Here is an 18,943-nt window from a genome sequence, read left to right as displayed (position 1 = left end):
GCAGCATATTACAGCTTCATAAAGATTCCACTAATGGGTATGGACGAGCATAGGTGTAAATTCGACGTGCGCTACGCCATTGTCACAATCAGACAAGGCGCTTGCGGGAAGTTCTGGATGTACGCCCCAGAAACCAGCCAAGAATCGGCCCGATCACCATCCCGATCAGCAACGCAATGACCATGACCAGCGATACCGGTAGTTGCGGCCCCGCCCAACCCAGGAACAGCAAGGAAACCGATTGCTGATTCTCGAGAACGAACGCCAGGATCGCCAAAACCAGCAACAGGACGAATACGGCGAGCAGTACGCGCTTGAGGTTACGCATGAGCGGTTCCTTGTATAACAGACGCCGTCAAAGCCCTTCCTCCTCATCCTCGTTCACACGGTCACGCAATTCTTTGCCTGGCTTGAAATGCGGCACGAACTTGCCGTCGAGGCTGACGGACTGACCGGTTTTTGGATTGCGCCCTACGCGCGGTGCGCGGTAGTGCAAGGAGAAGCTGCCAAACCCACGGATCTCGATGCGATCACCGGTGGCCAGACATTGGGACATTTGTTCAAGCATGGTCTTGATGGCCAGCTCCACATCCTTGGATGAGAGCAGCCCTTGATGGGTGACAATTCGTTCGATCAACTCCGACTTCGTCATATTTTTCCCTTCTTTTTCAAGCAGCTAGATCAGCGCTTCAAAGGTTTTAGCACGCCCCGGTGAATTTGAACAGCCCGAGTTTTGACATATCTTGACCCATAAAGAGATGCACGATTTCAGATCACTGGAACGCTGTCACGCCCTTGCGGGCTCACCTGCAGATAACCAGCATGGTGCGCGTCAGATAGCCCGCGGGATTGAAGCCAAAGAGGTATTCATCCTCATCTTTGGCATCATCGGACCTGGCCACAATTTTGTAGCCCGCCGCCTTGCACTCTTTGTTCGCTCGCTTGCGACACTTCTCCCAGCCCGAGCCCAACCCGGAACAATCGATCTCGATACCACTGACCCCACGCACCGCGTGAGTCTTGGCATTAGTGGTACAGCCCGCCAGTGCCAGCACTGCTATGACGACAATGAGCTTGTTCATTCACTTCCTTAGGCCGGACACGTCGCCCGACGGTCGTTCGCTTCAAGCTAAAGACTAGCCGTAAATAAACGATTGATCCGATTAAAGAAAGAGACAACTTGCCGGGACGATTGGTTTCACGGCAAACAATCGTAGCGCCGCGAAACTATCAGAATCACCAAATTCCAGGCACAAAAAAGGGCGACCGAAGTCGCCCTTTTTCTATGGTCTGACAGAACTTAGTTCTGTTTTTCCATTTGTGCACGCAACAGGTCGCCCAGAGTGGTAGGACCAGCAGCGATGCTATCCGAAGGCTTGTCTTTCAAGCTCTGGATTGCTTCTTTCTCTTCAGCATCGTCTTTCGACTTGATGGAGAGCTGGATTACACGGCTCTTGCGGTCAACGCTGATGATCTTGGCTTCTACTTCCTGGCCTTCTTTCAGAACGTTACGCGCGTCTTCAACGCGGTCACGGCTGATTTCGGAGGCTTTCAGAGTCGCTTCGATATCGTCGGCCAGAGTGATGATGGCGCCTTTAGCGTCAACTTCTTTCACGATGCCTTTAACGATTGCGCCTTTGTCGTTCTCTTGAACGTACTCGGAGAACGGATCGCTTTCCAGCTGCTTGATACCCAGGGAGATGCGCTCGCGCTCTGGGTCAACCGACAGGATAACGGTGTCCAGCTCGTCGCCCTTCTTGAAGCGGCGAACGGCTTCTTCGCCCACTTCGTTCCAGGAGATGTCGGACAGGTGAACCAGACCGTCGATGCCGCCGTCCAGACCAATGAAGATACCGAAATCGGTGATCGACTTGATGGTGCCGGAGATTTTATCGCCCTTGTTGAACTGGCCAGAGAAATCTTCCCATGGGTTAGATTTGCACTGTTTGATGCCGAGGGAGATACGACGACGCTCTTCGTCGATGTCCAGAACCATAACTTCCACTTCGTCGCCGACTTGTACGACTTTCGAAGGGTGGATGTTCTTGTTGGTCCAGTCCATTTCGGAAACGTGTACCAGGCCTTCAACGCCTTCTTCCAGCTCAGCGAAGCAGCCGTAGTCGGTCAGGTTGGTTACACGAGCGGTAACGCGAGTGCTTTCTGGGTAACGGGCTTTGATAGCAACCCATGGATCTTCGCCCAGTTGCTTGAGGCCCAGGGAAACACGATTGCGTTCGCGATCGTACTTCAGAACCTTGACATCGATCTCGTCGCCAACGTTGACGATTTCGGAAGGATGCTTGATACGCTTCCAAGCCATGTCGGTAATGTGCAGCAGGCCATCGACGCCACCCAGATCGACGAATGCACCGTAATCGGTGAGGTTTTTAACGATACCTTTGACTTGTTGGCCTTCCTGCAGGGATTCCAGCAGAGCTTCACGCTCAGCGGAGTTCTCGGCTTCGAGGACGCTACGACGGGAAACGACAACGTTGTTGCGTTTCTGGTCAAGCTTGATGACCTTGAATTCCAGCTCTTTGCCTTCCAGGTGCGTGGTGTCGCGCACAGGACGGACGTCAACCAGAGAACCTGGCAGGAACGCACGGATGCCGTTAACGTCGACAGTGAAGCCGCCTTTAACCTTACCGTTGATAACGCCCTTGACCACTTCTTCGGCTGCGAAGGCTGCTTCCAGAACAATCCAGCATTCAGCGCGCTTGGCTTTTTCACGGGACAGCTTGGTTTCACCAAAGCCGTCTTCAACCGAGTCCAGAGCAACGTGAACTTCGTCACCGACGTTGATAGTCAGTTCGCCAGCATCGTTGTAGAACTGCTCAAGCGGGATGAGTGCTTCAGACTTCAGGCCAGCGTGAACGGTTACCCAGCGAGCCTGGTAATCGATATCAACGATAACACCGGTGATGATGGAGCCTGCCTGAAGGTTCAGGGTTTTTAGGCTTTCTTCAAAGAGTTCCGCAAAGCTTTCGCTCATTTTAATTCCTGTTGAATAAGGGCGAAGGATACGCCCATCTCCACATCCCAGACGACGTGGGTTATGTTCATTTGAAGAAACGGCGCAGGACTATGACTGGTCCCCTGAGTCGCTTCTTGGTCACCCGGCGATATCGCGAATGGCGATCTCGCTCATGATGCGTTCCAGCACCTGATCGATGGATAATTCCGTGGAATCCAGCTGTATGGCGTCAGCCGCCGGTTTGAGCGGGGCTACCGCTCGCTGGGTGTCACGCTCATCGCGGACACGTATCTCATCTAGCAGACTCGACAGACTAACACCATCGACTTTGCCCTTCAACTGCAAGTATCGACGGCGCGCACGCTCCTCGGCACTGGCAGTGAGGAATATCTTCAGCGGCGCATCGGGAAAAACCACCGTGCCCATGTCGCGACCATCGGCCACCAGGCCCGGAGCCTCCTGGAACGCCCGCTGGCGCTGGAGCAGCGCGTCACGCACCGCCGGCAGCGCAGCGACCTGGGAAGCCCAGGCGCCAACTTGCTCGTTGCGCAGATCATCAGTGACATCGTCACCTTCGAGAATGATCCGCTGCGGATGACCTTCGGTCGCACCGACGAACTGCACGTCCAGATGAGCGGCCAGCAGCTTCAGAGACTCTTCATTGGTCAAATCGACGCCATGATTACGCGCGGCAAATGCCAGCAGACGGTACAGCGCACCGGAATCCAGCAGGCACCAACCCAGGCGCTTGGCCAGAATCCCGGCAATAGTGCCTTTGCCCGAACCGCTGGGCCCGTCGATGGTGATGACCGGTGGCTTGATAATCACGACTGAGCCTCTTGTGCAACACGGATACCGACCTGCGCGCACAGCGCTAGGAAGTTCGGGAACGACGTCGCGACGTTGGCGCAATCATGGATGCGGATCGGCGCAGTGGCGCGCAGCGAAGCCACGCTGAAGGCCATGGCAATCCGGTGATCGCCGTGCCCGTGCACTTCGCCGCCGCCGATCTGGCCGCCGTCGATGATGATGCCGTCCGGGGTCGGTTCACATTTTACGCCCAGCGCCAGCAAGCCGTCCGCCATGACCTGAATACGGTCCGACTCCTTGACCCGCAGCTCTTCGGCGCCACGCAGGATGGTGCGCCCTTCGGCACAGGCGGCAGCCACGAACAGCACCGGGAATTCGTCGATGGCCAGTGGAACCAGCGCTTCGGGAATCTCGATACCTTTGAGTTTAGCTGCACGCACGCGAAGATCCGCAACCGGCTCACCGCCGACTTCACGCTGGTTTTCCAGAGAGATATCAGCGCCCATCAGACGCAGGATGTCGATCACACCGGTACGGGTCGGGTTGATGCCTACGTGCTCAAGCACCAGCTCCGAACCCTCGGCGATCGACGCGGCCACCAGGAAGAACGCGGAGGACGAGATGTCGCCCGGCACTTCAATGTGGGTCGCGGTCAGCTTGTGGCCGGATTCGACCGAAGCGGTAGCACCGTTAACGGTGACCGGGTAGCCGAAGCCACGCAACATGCGCTCGGTGTGGTCGCGGGTTGGCGCCGGCTCGGTGACGGTGGTCTTGCCTTCGGCGTACAGACCCGCCAGCAGCAGGCAGGATTTAACCTGGGCGCTGGCCATCGGCATGGTGTAGGTCAGGCCTTTGAGTTTGTTGCCGCCGCGAATGATCATCGGCGGACGACCTTCAGCAGCGGTCTCGATCACGGCGCCCATTTCACGCAGCGGATTGGCCACGCGATTCATCGGACGCTTGGACAGCGAAGCGTCACCGGTGAGGGTGCTGTCGAAGTTCTGCGCAGCCAGCAGGCCAGACAGCAGACGCATCGACGTGCCGGAGTTGCCCAGATAGATCGGGCCCGGCGCAGGCTTCAAGCCATGCAGGCCAACACCGTGAATGGTCACGCGACCGTGGTGCGGACCTTCGATCACGACGCCCATGTCGCGGAAGGCTTGCAAGGTTGCCAGGGCGTCTTCGCCCTCGAGGAAACCTTCCACTTCGGTGACGCCTTCAGCCAGGGAGCCAAGCATGATCGAACGGTGGGAAATCGATTTGTCGCCCGGTACTCGAATCCGCCCAGTCAGGCGGCCACCAGGTTGTGCCAGGAAAATCAGGTCGTTGGAATTCATAGCGTCCACATAAGCCCGGCGGGCAAGGATTTTACTGAAATGTTCGCGGGCAACCCGGGCGCGAGTGAACACGCCCAACAATTGGTGCCCATCCCCTGCATCGACCGCGTCGCGCAAGGCGTCGAGGTCGCTGCGAAATGTATCGAGTGTGCGCAGGACAGCTTCGCGGTTGGCGAGGAAGATGTCGTGCCACATGACCGGGTCGCTACCCGCGATTCTTGTGAAATCACGGAAACCGCCCGCAGCGTAACGGAAGATCTCAAGGTTTTCATTGCGCTTGGCCAACGAATCGACCAAACCGAACGCCAGCAAGTGTGGCAAATGGCTGGTCGCCGCCAACACTTCGTCATGACGCTCGACCTGCATGTGCTCGACATCGGCGCCCAATTCGCGCCACAACCGGTCGACCACTGCCAGCGCTGCCGGATCGGTTTGATCCAGCGGCGTCAGAATCACTTTATGGCGACGGAACAGCTCTGAGTTAGAGGCTTCCACCCCGCTCTGCTCGGAACCGGCAATCGGGTGACCCGGCACGAAACGCGTCGGCATGCCGCCAAACGCCTCGGTTGCCGCGCGCACCACATTGCCTTTGGCGCTGCCGACGTCGGTGAGAATCGCTTGCCCCAGGTCCATGCCGGCCAATTGGCCGAGCATTTTTTCCATGGCGAGGATCGGCACGGCCAGTTGAATCACGTCGGCGCCCTGGCAGGCAGCGGCCAAGTCTTCCTCGCAGCGATCCACCACACCCAACTCAACCGCCAGCTTGCGCGACTGCGGGTCGAGGTCGACCCCGACCACTTCGCGGCACAGGCCACTTTCACGCAAACCCTTGGCAAACGAACCGCCGATCAGCCCCAGACCGACCACCACCAGGCGACCGATCATAGGTTCAGCAGATTGCAGTGCAGTGACATCAACCACGAGCCAGAACCTTGGTCAGCGCTTCGAGGAAGCGGCTGTTTTCCGCCGGCAGACCGATGGTGATGCGCAAGTGGTTCGGCATGCCGTAATTGGCCACCGGACGCACGATCACGCCTTCGCGCAGCAAGCCCTGGAAGACCGGCGCCGCAACACGGCCCAGATCGACGCAGATGAAGTTGCCCTTGGACGGAATCCAGCTCAACCCCAGCTCACGGAAACCCGCTTCCAGCTGCTGCATGCCGGATTCGTTCAGGCGACGGCTTTCGGCCAGGTATTCGACGTCTTGCAGCGCAGCGCACGCAGCGGCCAGGGCCAGGCTGTTGACGTTGAACGGCTGACGCACTCGGTTCAGCACATCGGCGACCACGGCGGTGGACAAGCCATAGCCGACCCGCAATGCCGCCAGGCCATAGGCCTTGGAGAAGGTGCGCGACACCAGCAGGTTCGGGTACGCCGCCAGGAAATCCAGGCCATCCGGCAAGTCGCTGCCTTCGGCGTATTCGATGTAGGCCTCGTCCAGCACCACCAGCACGTGCTCCGGCACGTCCTGCAGGAACTCGTCCAGCGCCTCGGCGCCGAACCAGGTTCCGGTCGGGTTGTTCGGGTTGGCGATGAACACCACGCGGGTATCGGCATCGATTGCAGCCAGCATGGCCGGCAGATCGTGACCCCAGTTTTTGGCCGGGATCACTTTGGCCGTGGCGCCAACGGCCTGGGTCACGATGGGATAAACCGCAAATGCGTGCTCGCTGAACACGGCGTTCAGGCCCGGCGCCAGATAGGCACGGGCGACCAGTTCCAGAATGTCGTTGGAACCGTTGCCCAGCGTCACCTGATTGAGCTCGACGCGGCACTGATCGGCCAGCAGGGTCTTGAGCGCAAAACCGTTGCCGTCCGGATAACGGGTCAGCTCGGCCAATGCTTCGCGAATTGCCGCCAGCGCCTTGGGACTGGCGCCCAACGGGTTTTCGTTGCTGGCCAGCTTGACGATGCTGGCCGGATCGATATCCAGCTCGCGCGCCAGTTCGTCCACGGGTTTGCCCGGAACGTAAGGCGAAAGTTGTTGCACGCCCGGCTGTGCCAGAGCGAGGAAGTCACCACTCATTTGCTACCGCCCTTAGAGAACTGCTTTCGGGTAGGAACCCAGCACTTTGAGTGCCACTGCTTCCTGACTGATCTTTTCCAGCACACCTTTGACCAGTGGGTCGCGGTGGTGGCCGACGAAGTCGATGAAGAACACGTAGGTCCATTTACCGCTGCGCGACGGACGGGTCTCGATGCGCGTCAGGTCGATGCCGTTGTCGTGGAACGGCACCAGCAACTCGTGAAGTGCGCCAGGCTTGTTGCTCATGGAGACGATGACCGAGGTCTTGTCGTCGCCGGTCGGCGGTACTTCCTGGCTGCCAATGATCAGGAATCGCGTGGAGTTGTCCGGACGATCCTCGATTTTTTCGGCCAGACGAGTCAACCCGTACAGACCGGCGGCCATGTCGCCGGCAATCGCCGCCGAATTCCACTCACCCTTGACCCGCTTGGCCGCTTCGGCGTTGCTGGACACCGCCACGCGCTCGACATTCGGGTAATGGGCGTCCAGCCACTTGCGGCACTGGGCCAGGGACTGGGCGTGGGAATAGATGCGGCTGATGCTGTCGGTCTTGGTGTTTTCACCGACCAACAGGTGGTGGTGAATCCGCAGCTCGACTTCGCCACAGATCACCATGTCGTGTTCGAGGAAGCTGTCGAGGGTGTGGTTGACCGCGCCCTCGGTGGAGTTTTCCACCGGGACCACGCCAAAGTTCACCGCACCGGCGGCCACTTCACGGAACACTTCGTCGATCGCCGCCATCGGCTTGCTGATCACGGCGTGGCCGAAGTGCTTCATGGCTGCAGCTTGGGTGAAGGTACCTTCAGGGCCGAGGTAAGCCACTTTCAGCGGCTGCTCGAGGGCCAGGCACGAGGACATGATTTCGCGGAACAGCCGCGCCATCTCTTCGTTGCCCAGCGGCCCCTGGTTACGCTCCATCACGCGCTTGAGCACCTGAGCTTCACGCTCAGGACGATAGAACACCGGCACTTCGCCTTCGGCCAGCGAGGCCATCTTTACTCGCGCAACTTCCTGGGCGCAGCGTGCGCGCTCACTGATCAGCTCCAGGACTTTCTCGTCCAGGGCATCGATGCGCAGGCGCAGTGCCTTGAGTTCTTGCTCAGACATTAACCGTGTTCCTTCTCGAACTCTGCCATGTACGAAATCAGTGCGTTGACCGCAACGATGTCGACGGCGTTATAGATGGAGGCACGCATGCCACCCACGGAACGGTGACCCTTGAGGTTCAACAGTCCACGTGCTTCGGCACCAGCCAGGAATGGCTTGTCGAGACGGTCGTCAGCCAGGCGGAACGGCACGTTCATCCACGAGCGATCCGACTTGTTGATCGGGTTGCTGTACAAGCCGCTGGCGTCGATGAAGTCGTACAGCGTGCGCTGTTTAACTTCATTGAGCTTGCCGATGGCTTCAACGCCACCCTGCTCTTTCAGCCACTCGAACACCAGGCCGGACAAGTACCAGGCCAGGGTCGGCGGGGTGTTGTACATCGAGCCGTTGTCGGCCGCGACCTTGTAGTTGAGCATGGTCGGGCAAATGGAACGGGCGCGACCCAGCAGGTCTTCGCGAACGATGTTGACGACGATGCCGCTCGGGCCGATGTTTTTCTGGGCGCCGGCGTAGATCATGCCGAAGCGCGAAACATCGATCGGACGCGAGAGAATGTCGGAAGACATGTCGGCGACCAGCGGGACGTCACCGGTTTCCGGCACCCAGTTGAATTCCAGGCCGCCGATGGTTTCGTTCGGTGCGTAGTGAACGTAGGCCGCGTCTTTCGACAGGTTCCATTCGTTCTGACCGGGAATAGCGAAATAGTCGTAAGGCTTGGCGGTAGCGGCAACGTTGACGTTTCCGTAGCGCGAAGCTTCTTCGATGGCTTTCTGCGACCAGATACCGGTGTCGATATAGTCGGCGGTGCCGCTTTCCGGCAACAGGTTCAGAGGAATCTGAGCGAATTGCTGGCTGGCACCACCTTGCAGAAACAGCACTTTATAGTTCGAGGGGATATTCAGCAGATCACGCAGATCCTGCTCGGCCTTGGTGGCGATGGACACGAACTCATCGCTGCGATGGCTCATTTCCATGACCGACAGGCCCTTGCCGTGCCAATCAAGGAGTTCACCCTGGGCGCGCTGCAGGACAGCTTCGGGAAGTGCCGCAGGACCGGCACAGAAGTTATAGGCTCTCTTGCTCACATCCAATCTCGCTCTGATTTGGTGGATCGTACAAACACATCAGTCGACACAGATCCAATGTGGGAGCGGGCTTGCCTGTGGCGAGGGGGCTTGCCCCCGTTCGATTGCGAAGCAATCGCAAACCGGTCACCACGCTCTCATGCAAGATAACGGCGACTGGTTTCAGGGGCGCTTCGCACCCCAACGGGGGCAAGCCCCCTCGCCACAAAAGCCCGGCACCCACACGGATCTCCATGGGTGTCGATATTTCTTTACGGACAAACAACAAGGGGGCGAATTCTCATCCGCCCCCTGATTGTCCGCTTATTCCTGCGGTTCTTCGTCGGCTGCGGCGTCGAGTTGCTGGTCTTCAACAACATCGTCGATCACGACTTCGCCGTCGAACACTGCACCTTCTTCGCCCTCTTCACCTTCGAGCTCTTCACCCTCGACTTCCGACGGCTCCTGAACCCGCTCCAGACCTACCAGCGTTTCATCGCTGGCCAGTTTGATGAGGGTCACGCCCTGGGTGTTACGACCCAGGCTGGAGACTTCGTCGACACGCGTACGCACCAGGGTGCCCTGGTCGGAAATCAGCATGATTTCCTCGCCGTCGAGTACCTGGACTGCACCGACCAGACGGCCGTTACGGTCGTTGCTGACCATGGCGATAACGCCTTGGCCGCCACGCTTGTACTCAGGGAACTCGGTGATCGCCGTGCGCTTGCCGAAACCACGGGCCGAAGCAGTCAGGATCTGGCTGCCTTCTTCCGGGATCAGCATGGAAATCAGCTTCTGGCCTTCCGGCAGACGCATGCCGCGAACACCGCGAGCGGTACGGCCCATGGCGCGAACGTCGGTTTCCTTGAAGCGAGTCACCTTGCCACCGTCGGAGAACAGCATGACTTCGCGACTGCCATCGGTAATGGAAGCAGAAATCAGCACATCGCCTTCATCCAGCTCCAGCGCGATCAGGCCGACGCTGCGTTGGCGGCTGAAGGATTCCAGCGGGGTCTTCTTCACGGTGCCTTTGGCGGTCGCCATGAAGATGAAGTGACCTTCGGTGTATTCGTCGACCGGCAGCATGGTGGTGATGTATTCATCACTGTCCAGCGGCAGCAGGTTGACCAGCGGACGACCACGGGCAGCGCGGGAGGCTTCCGGAATTTCGTAGGTTTTCAGCCAGTACACTTTGCCTTTGCTGGAGAACAGCAGCAGCGTGGTGTGGCTGTTGGCGACCAGCAGGTGAGCGATGTAGTCCTCATCCTTGACGCCGGTAGCCGATTTGCCTTTACCGCCACGGCGCTGAGCCTGGTACGCAGCCAATGGCTGGGTCTTGGCGTAGCCACCGTGGGAAATGGTCACGACGCGCTCTTCTTCCGGGATCATGTCACCCAGGGTCAGGTCGAGACGGGCATCGAGAATCTCGGTGCGGCGCACGTCGCCGTATTCGGCGCGGATCACTTCCAGCTCTTCGCGGATCACTTCCATCAGGCGCGTGGCGCTGCTGAGGATGCGGATCAGTTCGCCGATCTGGTTGAGGATCTCTTGATACTCGGCCAGCAGCTTCTCGTGTTCCAGACCGGTCAGGCGGTGCAGACGCAGTTCCAGAATGGCTTGCGCCTGTTCTGGCGACAGGAAGTACTTGCCTTCACGCAGACCGTATTGCGGGTCCAGGGTTTCTGGACGGCACGAGTCGGCACCGGCACGCTCAACCATCGCGACCACCGCGGAAGATTCCCACGCCGTCTTGATCAGCGCTTCCTTGGCTTCCGACGGTGTTGGCGAGGCTTTGATCAGGGCGATGACCGGGTCGATGTTCGACAGGGCAACCGCTTGACCTTCCAGAATGTGACCACGTTCGCGGGCTTTGCGCAGTTCGAACACGGTGCGACGGGTAACGACTTCGCGACGGTGACGAACGAAGGCTTCCAGCAGGTCCTTGAGGTTCAGGATCCGCGGACGGCCGTCGATCAGCGCGACGATGTTGATACCGAACACCGCTTGCAGCTGGGTCTGGGCGTAGAGGTTGTTGAGGATCACCTCAGGCACTTCGCCGCGACGCAGTTCGATCACGACGCGCATACCGTCCTTGTCGGACTCGTCGCGCAGTTCGGTGATGCCTTCGAGCTTCTTCTCTTTTACCAGCTCGGCGATCTTCTCGATCAGACGGGCCTTGTTCAGCTGGTAAGGGAGTTCGGTGATGACGATCTGCTGGCGACCACCGACCTTGTCGATGTCTTCGATCATCGAGCGGGCGCGCATGTAAATGCGGCCACGACCGGTGCGGTAGGCTTCGATGATGCCGGCGCGACCGTTGATGATCGCGGCGGTCGGGAAGTCCGGACCAGGGATGTATTGCATCAGCTCATCGATGGTCAACTCTGGGTTGTCGATGAGTGCCAGGCAACCGTCGATGACTTCACCGAGGTTGTGCGGCGGGATGTTGGTCGCCATGCCCACGGCGATACCGCTGGAGCCGTTGACCAACAGGTTGGGAATACGGGTCGGCATGACCGCCGGGATCATTTCGGTGCCGTCGTAGTTCGGCACCCAGTCCACGGTTTCTTTGTGCAGGTCAGCCAGCAGCTCGTGCGCCAGCTTGGTCATACGCACTTCGGTGTATCGCATGGCGGCGGCGTTGTCGCCGTCCACGGAACCGAAGTTGCCCTGACCGTCTACCAGCAGGTAACGCAGCGAGAATGGCTGCGCCATCCGAACGATGGTGTCGTACACCGCGGTATCACCGTGAGGGTGATACTTACCGATCACGTCACCGACAACACGGGCAGATTTCTTGTACGGCTTGTTGAAGTCGTTGCCCAGCTCGCTCATCGCGAACAGCACACGCCGGTGCACGGGCTTCAAGCCATCGCGCGCATCCGGCAGTGCCCGCCCGACAATTACGCTCATCGCGTAGTCGAGGTAGGACTGCTTCAGCTCGTCTTCGATATTGACCGGGAGGATTTCTTTGGCCAGTTCGCCCATGAGAAGCCTGATTCCTTTTTCTGGTGAAACTTCGTCACATCCATATGGGACGAACGAAGCTCGCCGCTGCAGGCTGAGTGCCATGCACCGACTTACGACAAATCAACGAGTTATGCCATGGATCTGCGCAGTAAAGGCAGCCACATCGGGCTACCTTGGAAACCGCCGGATGTTATCACAAGAGCCGCCACGCACCTATCCCCCTGATGCGCATGGAGTGTAGTTAGTTGACTGGTGGCAGGCTGAAAGGGGACGAGAGAGGCTCAGAGGAAAATATCAGGGGTGAATGAAGCATATTTGTTGACTATCAGGGCCCCATCGCGAGCAGGCTCGCTCCCACACTGGATCTGGGACGGTCACAAATCCCCTGTGGGAGCGAGCCTGCTCGCGATAGCGGCCTATCAGGCGCCAAATATCTTTAATGCAGACGCTTGCGGCACATCAACTGCGCCATTTTCGCGGTGTCCGGGCGCTCGACGATGCCTTTTTCGGTGATGATCGCGTCGATCAAATCCGCAGGCGTCACGTCGAACACCGGGTTGAACGCATCCACATCCGCCCCGACCCGCTTGCCGCCGACTTCCAGCAACTCGCGACCATCGCGCTCTTCAATCGGAATGTCATCGCCGCTGGCCAGGTTCATGTCGATGGTCGAACTCGGCGCCACCACCATGAAGCGCACGCCGTGGTGCATGGCGTTCACTGCCAACTGATAGGTGCCGATCTTGTTGGCCACGTCGCCATTGGCGGTGATCCGGTCAGCGCCGACGATCACCCAGGTAATGCCCTTGGTCTTCATGATGTGAGCAGCGGCGGAGTCGGCATTGACGGTCACGGGAATGCCTTCGTTGGCCAGTTCCCATGCGGTCAGCCGCGAACCTTGCAGCCACGGACGGGTTTCGTTGGCGTAGACGCGTTCGACCATACCCTCAATGAACGCGCCACGAATGACGCCAAGCGCCGTGCCAAAGCCGCCAGTGGCCAGTGCGCCGGTGTTGCAGTGGGTCAGGATCGCCTGGGCGTTGCCCTGGTGCTTGCGGATCAGGTCCACGCCCAGTTGCGCCATGGTCAGGTTGGCTTCGCGATCACTCTCATGAATGGCGATCGCCTCTGCCTCCAACACCGCCAGCGGGTCGGCGTGATCCTTCAGACGCTCAAGCCGGTCGCGCATGCGGCCCAGGGCCCAGAACAGGTTGACCGCGGTCGGACGGGAATCGGCGAGCAGCGCAAAATCCTCTTCCAGCGCTGCCTGCCAGTCACCGCCCTCGGCAAACCGCGCGCGGGCCGCCAGCACAACGCCATAGGCGGTGCTGATGCCAATCGCCGGCGCACCGCGCACCACCATCGAACGAATGGCCTCGGCTACGCCAGCAGCACTGGTGTAGGCGATCCAGGTTTCCTCGAACGGCAAAACACGCTGATCCAGCAGGTAAAGGGCGCCATCACGCCAATCGATGGCCTTTACTTTCTCCGCAGCCAACAGTCGATCGCGCATCCCTCACCCCGCACACATGAACAAAAGCCGTCGATTATAGCGATCCCCCTGCGAAGACGCTCGGGTATACTTCGCCATCTTTACAAAAGCTCTGGAACCGATTCTCGATGCCGAACACTGCCGCTGCGCTCGACTTGCTATTGCTGCCGACCTGGCTGGTACCCGTCGAACCCGCTGGCGTTGTCCTCAAAGAGCACGCCCTGGGCATCCGCGACGGACGCATCGTATTCATTGGCCCACGTTCGGCTGCGCTGAAGCTTAACGCAACTGAAGTCCGTGAACTGCCGGACATGTTGCTCTGCCCTGGCTTGATCAATGCCCATGGGCATGCGGCGATGACACTGTTCCGCGGCCTGGCGGATGATCTGCCCCTGATGACCTGGCTGGAAAACCACATCTGGCCGGCCGAAGCCAAGTGGGTCGACGAGGCATTCGTGCGCGATGGCACTGATTTGGCGATTGCCGAACAGATCAAAGGTGGCATCACCTGCTTCTCCGATATGTATTTCTTCCCGAAGGTTGCCAGCGAGCGCGTCCATAACAGCGGCATTCGCGCGCAAATCGCCATTCCGATCCTCGACTTCCCGATCCCGGGCGCCAGCACGGCGGACGAAGCCATTCGTCAGGGCGTCGAACTGTTCAACGATCTCAAGCACCACGAGCGTATCAAAGTCACCTTCGGCCCCCATGCACCCTACACCGTGGGCGACGAGAACCTGGAGAAAATCCGGGTGATCACCGAGGAACTGGACGCCTCGATCCACATGCACGTGCATGAAACGGCTTTTGAAGTGCAACAGTCCGTCGAGCAGCGCGGCGAGCGCCCGTTGGCCCGCCTCGGTCGCCTGGGTTTGTTGGGGCCGCGCTTCCAGACCGTCCACATGACTCAGATCAGCGACGAAGACCTGATGTTGCTGGTAGAAAGCAACACCAACGTGATTCATTGCCCGGAGTCGAACCTGAAGCTGGCCAGCGGGTTCTGCCCGGTGGAGCGTTTGTGGCAGGCTGGCGTCAATGTCGCGATCGGCACCGATGGCGCGGCCAGTAACAATGACCTGGACTTGCTCGGAGAAACCCGCTCCGCCGCCTTGCTGGCCAAAGCCGTCGCTGGCTCGGCCACTGCGCTGGATGCCCATCGCGCCCTGCGCATGGCCACGCTCAATGGCGCCCGCGCGCTGGGCATTGAATCCGAAACGGGCTCGCTGGAAGTCGGCAAAGCGGCAGATATCGTCGCGTTCGACCTCTCCGGCCTGGCGCAGCAACCGGTCTACGACCCGGTTTCGCAGCTTATATATGCCACCGGCCGTGACTGCGCGAGACACCTTTGGGTCGCCGGCAAGCAATTGCTCGACGACCGTCGCCTGACTCGCCTGGATGAAGAACAACTCTGCGCCACCGCCAAGGCCTGGGGCCAGTGCATCAGCGGCCAAACCGAATCGTAAGCACCCCGGGCTCATCACCGGGGCAACAGGATTTTTCAAGTTTTAGAGGACTTAACCATGAGCAACGTCGACTACGCCGAAATCGCCAAATTCGAAGCCCTGGCCCATCGCTGGTGGGACCGCGAAAGCGAATTCAAACCGCTGCACGACATCAACCCGCTGCGGGTCAACTGGATTGACGAGCGGGTCAAACTGGCCGGCAAGAAAGTCCTCGACATCGGTTGCGGCGGCGGCATTCTCAGCGAAGCCATGGCCCAGCGCGGCGCTACCGTGATGGGCATCGACATGGGCGAAGCGCCGCTGGCGGTCGCGCAACTGCATCAACTGGAATCCGGCGTGAGCGTCGAATACCGGCAGATCACCGCCGAAGCCCTGGCTGAGGAAATGCCCGAGCAGTTCGACGTGGTCACCTGCCTGGAAATGCTCGAGCACGTGCCGGACCCGTCCTCGGTGATCCGCGCTTGCTTCCGCATGGTCAAGCCCGGCGGCCAGGTGTTCTTCTCCACCATCAACCGCAATCCGAAGGCGTACCTGTTCGCCATCGTCGGCGCGGAATACATCATGAAGCTGCTGCCGCGCGGCACCCACGATTTCAAGAAATTCATCCGCCCATCCGAGTTGGGTGCCTGGAGCCGCATGGCCGGCTTGACCGTCAAGGACATCATCGGCCTGACGTACAACCCACTGACCAAGCACTACAAACTGGCCTCCGACGTGGACGTCAACTACATGATCCAGACCCTGCGCGAGGAGTAAGCCCATGCGTATCAGAGCAGTTCTTTTCGACATGGACGGCACCCTGCTCGACACCGCGCCGGACTTCATTGCGATCTGTCAGGCGATGCGTGCCGACCGCGGCTTGCCGCCGATGAACAACAAACACATTCGCGACGAGATCTCCGGCGGCGCCAAGGCGATGGTCGCCGTGACCTTCTCCATGGACCCGGAATCACCGGGTTTCGAGGAATTGCGCCTGGAGTTCCTGGAGCGTTACCTCGCCGGTTGCGCGGTTCACAGCAAACTCTTCGACGGCATGGGCGAACTGCTGGCCGACATCGAAAAGGCCAACCTGATCTGGGGCGTGGTCACCAACAAGCCGCTGCGCTTCGCCGAGCCGATCATGCAGCAGCTTGGCCTGGCCGAGCGCTCGGCGTTGTTGATCTGCCCGGACCATGTGAAGAACAGCAAACCGGACCCGGAGCCGTTGATCCTGGCGTGCAAGATGCTCGACCTCGATCCGGCCAGCGTGTTGTTCGTGGGTGATGACTTGCGCGATATCGAATCCGGTCGCGACGCCGGCACCAGGACGGCCGCCGTGACCTATGGCTACATTCATCCAGACGATAACCCGCGGCATTGGGGGGCGGATGTGGTGGTCGATCATCCGCTGGAGTTGCGCAAAGTGCTTGATAGCGCGCTGTGCAGTTGCTGACCTGATTGGCTGCAGGATGCTTTTGTGGCGAGGGGGCTTGTCGGAACGCCGCATCGCCCCGTTCGGCTGCGAAGCAGTCGTAAAACCTGAGAGCTGGATCTGGCTGAAGATACGGGATGGGGCCGCTTCGCGCCCCAACGGGGGCAAGCCCCCTCGCCACAGAAGCTCACTCGCCACAAGTGCGATGCCTGCCTATTGAATTGTTGTGAGGTTTTTCATGTTTGATTATTCCGCCCGCCCAGAATTGCTCAAGGACCGGGTCATCCTGGTCACCGGCGCTGGCCGTGGCATCGGCGCTGCCGCCGCAAAAACCTTTGCCGCACACGGCGCCACCGTGCTGTTGCTGGGCAAGACCGAAGCCAACCTGACTCAGGTCTACGACGAAATCGAAGCCGCCGGCCATCCACAACCGGCCGTTATCCCGTTCAACCTGGAAACCGCCCTGCCCCATCAATACGATGAGTTGGCAGCGATGATCGAGACCGAATTCGGCCACCTCGACGGTTTGCTGCACAACGCGTCGATCATTGGCCCGCGCACACCGATCGAGCAGTTGTCCGGCGAAAACTTCATGCGTGTCATGCAAGTCAACGTCAACGCCATGTTCATGCTCACCAGCACCCTGCTGCCGCTGCTCAAGCTGTCCCAGGACGCCTCGGTGGTGTTCACCTCCAGCAGCGTCGGCCGCAAGGGTCGTGCATATTGGGGCGCTTACGGCGTGTCCAAGTTTGCCACCGAAGGCTTGATGCAAACCCTCGCCGACGAAGTCGACACCGTGGCTCCGGTGCGCTCCAACAGCATCAACCCGGGCGCCACGCGCACCAGCATGCGCGCCCAGGCTTACCCGGGTGAAAACCCGCTGAACAACCCGACGCCCGAGGAGATCATGCCGGTCTACCTCTACCTGATGGGTCCGGACAGCACCGGCATCAACGGCCAGGCGTTCAACGCTCAATAACGCCCGCGCGTCGCTTTTGTGCCGCGGCGGCTTCCCGTCGTGGCACTCAAAGCACGTCGTAACCATCCCCACACACGTCAAGCAACTGTCACAAAACCCGCCACCCCGCATCACCAACAGCTTCAATACGTTGATTTTTAACGATTTTTTTCCGACTGAACTGAATGGCACGACTTTCGCTCTAAATTTGCTCAGACACGCAGTGTGAAAGCAAACGGGCGGACGCCTGAGCCGACAGGTTACTTATCGTCGGCAAAGCGGACTAAACTTGGGCCAGATGTCCTACGGGACTGATGGACCAGTATGACGCGCAGCCCAAAGCCGCTCTCACCCAGCCTGTAAGACAGCCTTACTGCTTAGGGGCGCACGCCATATGAAATCACCTTCCCAGACCAACGCAATTGACTTCGATAGCGCCAAATTGCAACGCCTGGGCTTTGGTCAGCAGCCTACCCTCATCGAGAGGCCGGTCAGCCTTGCACAAAGGCGACAGCAACTGGGCCTGCAGCTGCAAACCAGTCTTGAGCCGCAACGCATTCTCGGGCTCTTCTTCCGTGAGATTCAGCGACTTGTACCGCTTGACGCCATGACGTACGAGCACCTGTCCAGCGACTTGCGCCTGGAGTTCGGCCTGCGCGGCCATCACTCGATCAGCTACAGCCTCAGTCATGAAGGCGAGAATCTGGGTGAACTGGTTTTCCGCCGCAACCAGCGTTTCAGTGAGCAGGAACAAGGCGACCTCGAGTCACTGCTGTCCGCATTGCTGTACCCGATGCGCAATGCCTTGCTCTACCGCGCGGCCACCCAAAGCGCCTTGCGCGATCCGCTCACGAATACCGGCAACCGCATCGCCATGGATCAGACCCTGAAACGGGAAATCGAGATGTCGCGTCGGCATCTGCAACCCTTGTCGCTGCTGATGCTGGACATCGATCACTTCAAACTCATCAACGACAACCACGGACACAGCGCTGGCGATGACGTGCTCAAGGCTGTTGCAGCCTCGATCAAAAACCAGTTGCGCAATGTGGACATGGTGTTCCGTTTTGGTGGCGAAGAGTTCTTGATCCTGCTTTCCAACACGAGCCGTGAGGCGGCAGCCATGATCGGCGAACGCCTGCGATTTGCGTTGCAGGCCGAGAAGTATCTGGCCGACGGCCATGCGATCGAGCTGACGGTCAGCCTTGGTTGCTCGACGCTATTGCCCGGCGAGTCGGCCGAAAGCCTGTTGCGACGGGCCGACAGCGCGTTGTATGTGGCCAAGCGCGAAGGACGTAACCGCTTGGCGATGGCGGGTTGAATGCGCGGCG

The 18,943-nt window shown here is 59.5% G+C and carries 16 protein-coding genes; 5 read left to right on the top strand and 11 right to left on the bottom strand.

The window, feature by feature from the left end; genetic code table 11:
• Positions 1–88: 88 nt before the first annotated feature.
• From PFAS1_RS19970 to mtnA, 11 genes are all read right to left on the bottom strand, one after another.
• On the bottom strand, positions 89–328 hold the full coding sequence (locus PFAS1_RS19970; RefSeq protein ID WP_076030252.1) for a LapA family protein: 240 nt from the start codon (positions 326–328) through the stop codon (positions 89–91).
• A 27-nt stretch (positions 329–355) separates the two neighbouring features.
• Complete coding sequence (ihfB, locus tag PFAS1_RS19965; protein WP_003369729.1) at positions 356–652, bottom strand: integration host factor subunit beta; 297 nt, start codon at positions 650–652, stop codon at positions 356–358.
• 151 nt (positions 653–803) lie between these two features.
• Positions 804–1,082 carry a hypothetical protein gene (locus PFAS1_RS19960; protein ID WP_076030251.1) on the bottom strand — a complete coding sequence of 93 codons (279 nt, stop codon included), beginning with the start codon at positions 1,080–1,082 and terminating at the stop codon, positions 804–806.
• Positions 1,083–1,300: 218 nt separating this feature from the next.
• Positions 1,301–2,992, bottom strand: a complete 1,692-nt coding sequence (gene rpsA / locus PFAS1_RS19955; protein ID WP_008148721.1) for a 30S ribosomal protein S1 — start codon at positions 2,990–2,992, stop codon at positions 1,301–1,303.
• A gap of 120 nt (positions 2,993–3,112) precedes the next feature.
• On the bottom strand, positions 3,113–3,802 hold the full coding sequence (cmk, locus tag PFAS1_RS19950; protein ID WP_008148720.1) for a (d)CMP kinase: 690 nt from the start codon (positions 3,800–3,802) through the stop codon (positions 3,113–3,115).
• Positions 3,799–6,006 (bottom strand): bifunctional prephenate dehydrogenase/3-phosphoshikimate 1-carboxyvinyltransferase, encoded by a 2,208-nt coding sequence (locus tag PFAS1_RS19945; RefSeq protein ID WP_232252272.1) that lies wholly within the window; start codon positions 6,004–6,006, stop codon positions 3,799–3,801. Before PFAS1_RS19945 ends, cmk begins: the two co-directional genes overlap by 4 nt.
• Positions 6,007–6,034: 28 nt before the next feature.
• Positions 6,035–7,147, bottom strand: coding sequence for a histidinol-phosphate transaminase (gene hisC, locus PFAS1_RS19940; RefSeq protein ID WP_076030249.1), 1,113 nt, complete (start codon positions 7,145–7,147; stop codon positions 6,035–6,037).
• 12 nt (positions 7,148–7,159) lie between these two features.
• On the bottom strand, positions 7,160–8,254 hold the full coding sequence (pheA, locus tag PFAS1_RS19935) for a prephenate dehydratase (RefSeq protein WP_074874765.1): 1,095 nt from the start codon (positions 8,252–8,254) through the stop codon (positions 7,160–7,162).
• Positions 8,254–9,339: a 3-phosphoserine/phosphohydroxythreonine transaminase gene (serC, locus tag PFAS1_RS19930; protein ID WP_076030248.1), complete on the bottom strand. Its 1,086-nt coding sequence runs from the start codon at positions 9,337–9,339 to the stop codon at positions 8,254–8,256. The genes pheA and serC overlap by 1 nt, the downstream gene beginning before the upstream one ends.
• Positions 9,340–9,642: 303 nt before the next feature.
• On the bottom strand, positions 9,643–12,306 hold the full coding sequence (gyrA, locus tag PFAS1_RS19925) for a DNA gyrase subunit A (protein WP_076030247.1): 2,664 nt from the start codon (positions 12,304–12,306) through the stop codon (positions 9,643–9,645).
• Positions 12,307–12,724: 418 nt separating this feature from the next.
• Complete coding sequence (gene mtnA / locus PFAS1_RS19920; protein ID WP_076030246.1) at positions 12,725–13,801, bottom strand: S-methyl-5-thioribose-1-phosphate isomerase; 1,077 nt, start codon at positions 13,799–13,801, stop codon at positions 12,725–12,727.
• Between the two features lie 107 nt (positions 13,802–13,908).
• Between mtnA and PFAS1_RS19915 the strand changes: the two genes are divergently transcribed.
• From PFAS1_RS19915 to PFAS1_RS19895, 5 genes are all read left to right on the top strand, one after another.
• Complete coding sequence (locus PFAS1_RS19915; protein ID WP_076030245.1) at positions 13,909–15,243, top strand: TRZ/ATZ family hydrolase; 1,335 nt, start codon at positions 13,909–13,911, stop codon at positions 15,241–15,243.
• 57 nt (positions 15,244–15,300) lie between these two features.
• Positions 15,301–15,999: a bifunctional 2-polyprenyl-6-hydroxyphenol methylase/3-demethylubiquinol 3-O-methyltransferase UbiG gene (ubiG, locus tag PFAS1_RS19910; protein WP_076030244.1), complete on the top strand. Its 699-nt coding sequence runs from the start codon at positions 15,301–15,303 to the stop codon at positions 15,997–15,999.
• Between the two features lie 4 nt (positions 16,000–16,003).
• Positions 16,004–16,675, top strand: a complete 672-nt coding sequence (mupP, locus tag PFAS1_RS19905) for an N-acetylmuramic acid 6-phosphate phosphatase MupP (RefSeq protein WP_076030243.1) — start codon at positions 16,004–16,006, stop codon at positions 16,673–16,675.
• Between the two features lie 217 nt (positions 16,676–16,892).
• Positions 16,893–17,633 (top strand): YciK family oxidoreductase, encoded by a 741-nt coding sequence (locus PFAS1_RS19900; protein ID WP_074874751.1) that lies wholly within the window; start codon positions 16,893–16,895, stop codon positions 17,631–17,633.
• A gap of 373 nt (positions 17,634–18,006) precedes the next feature.
• Positions 18,007–18,933: a GGDEF domain-containing protein gene (locus PFAS1_RS19895; RefSeq protein ID WP_076030242.1), complete on the top strand. Its 927-nt coding sequence runs from the start codon at positions 18,007–18,009 to the stop codon at positions 18,931–18,933.
• Positions 18,934–18,943: the final 10 nt, after the last annotated feature.

This window comes from Pseudomonas frederiksbergensis (assembly GCF_001952935.1).
In the GTDB taxonomy this organism is placed as follows: domain Bacteria; phylum Pseudomonadota; class Gammaproteobacteria; order Pseudomonadales; family Pseudomonadaceae; genus Aquipseudomonas; species Aquipseudomonas frederiksbergensis.
Note: the sequence above shows the minus strand (reverse complement) of the source record. Positions and strands in the feature narration are given on the sequence as shown.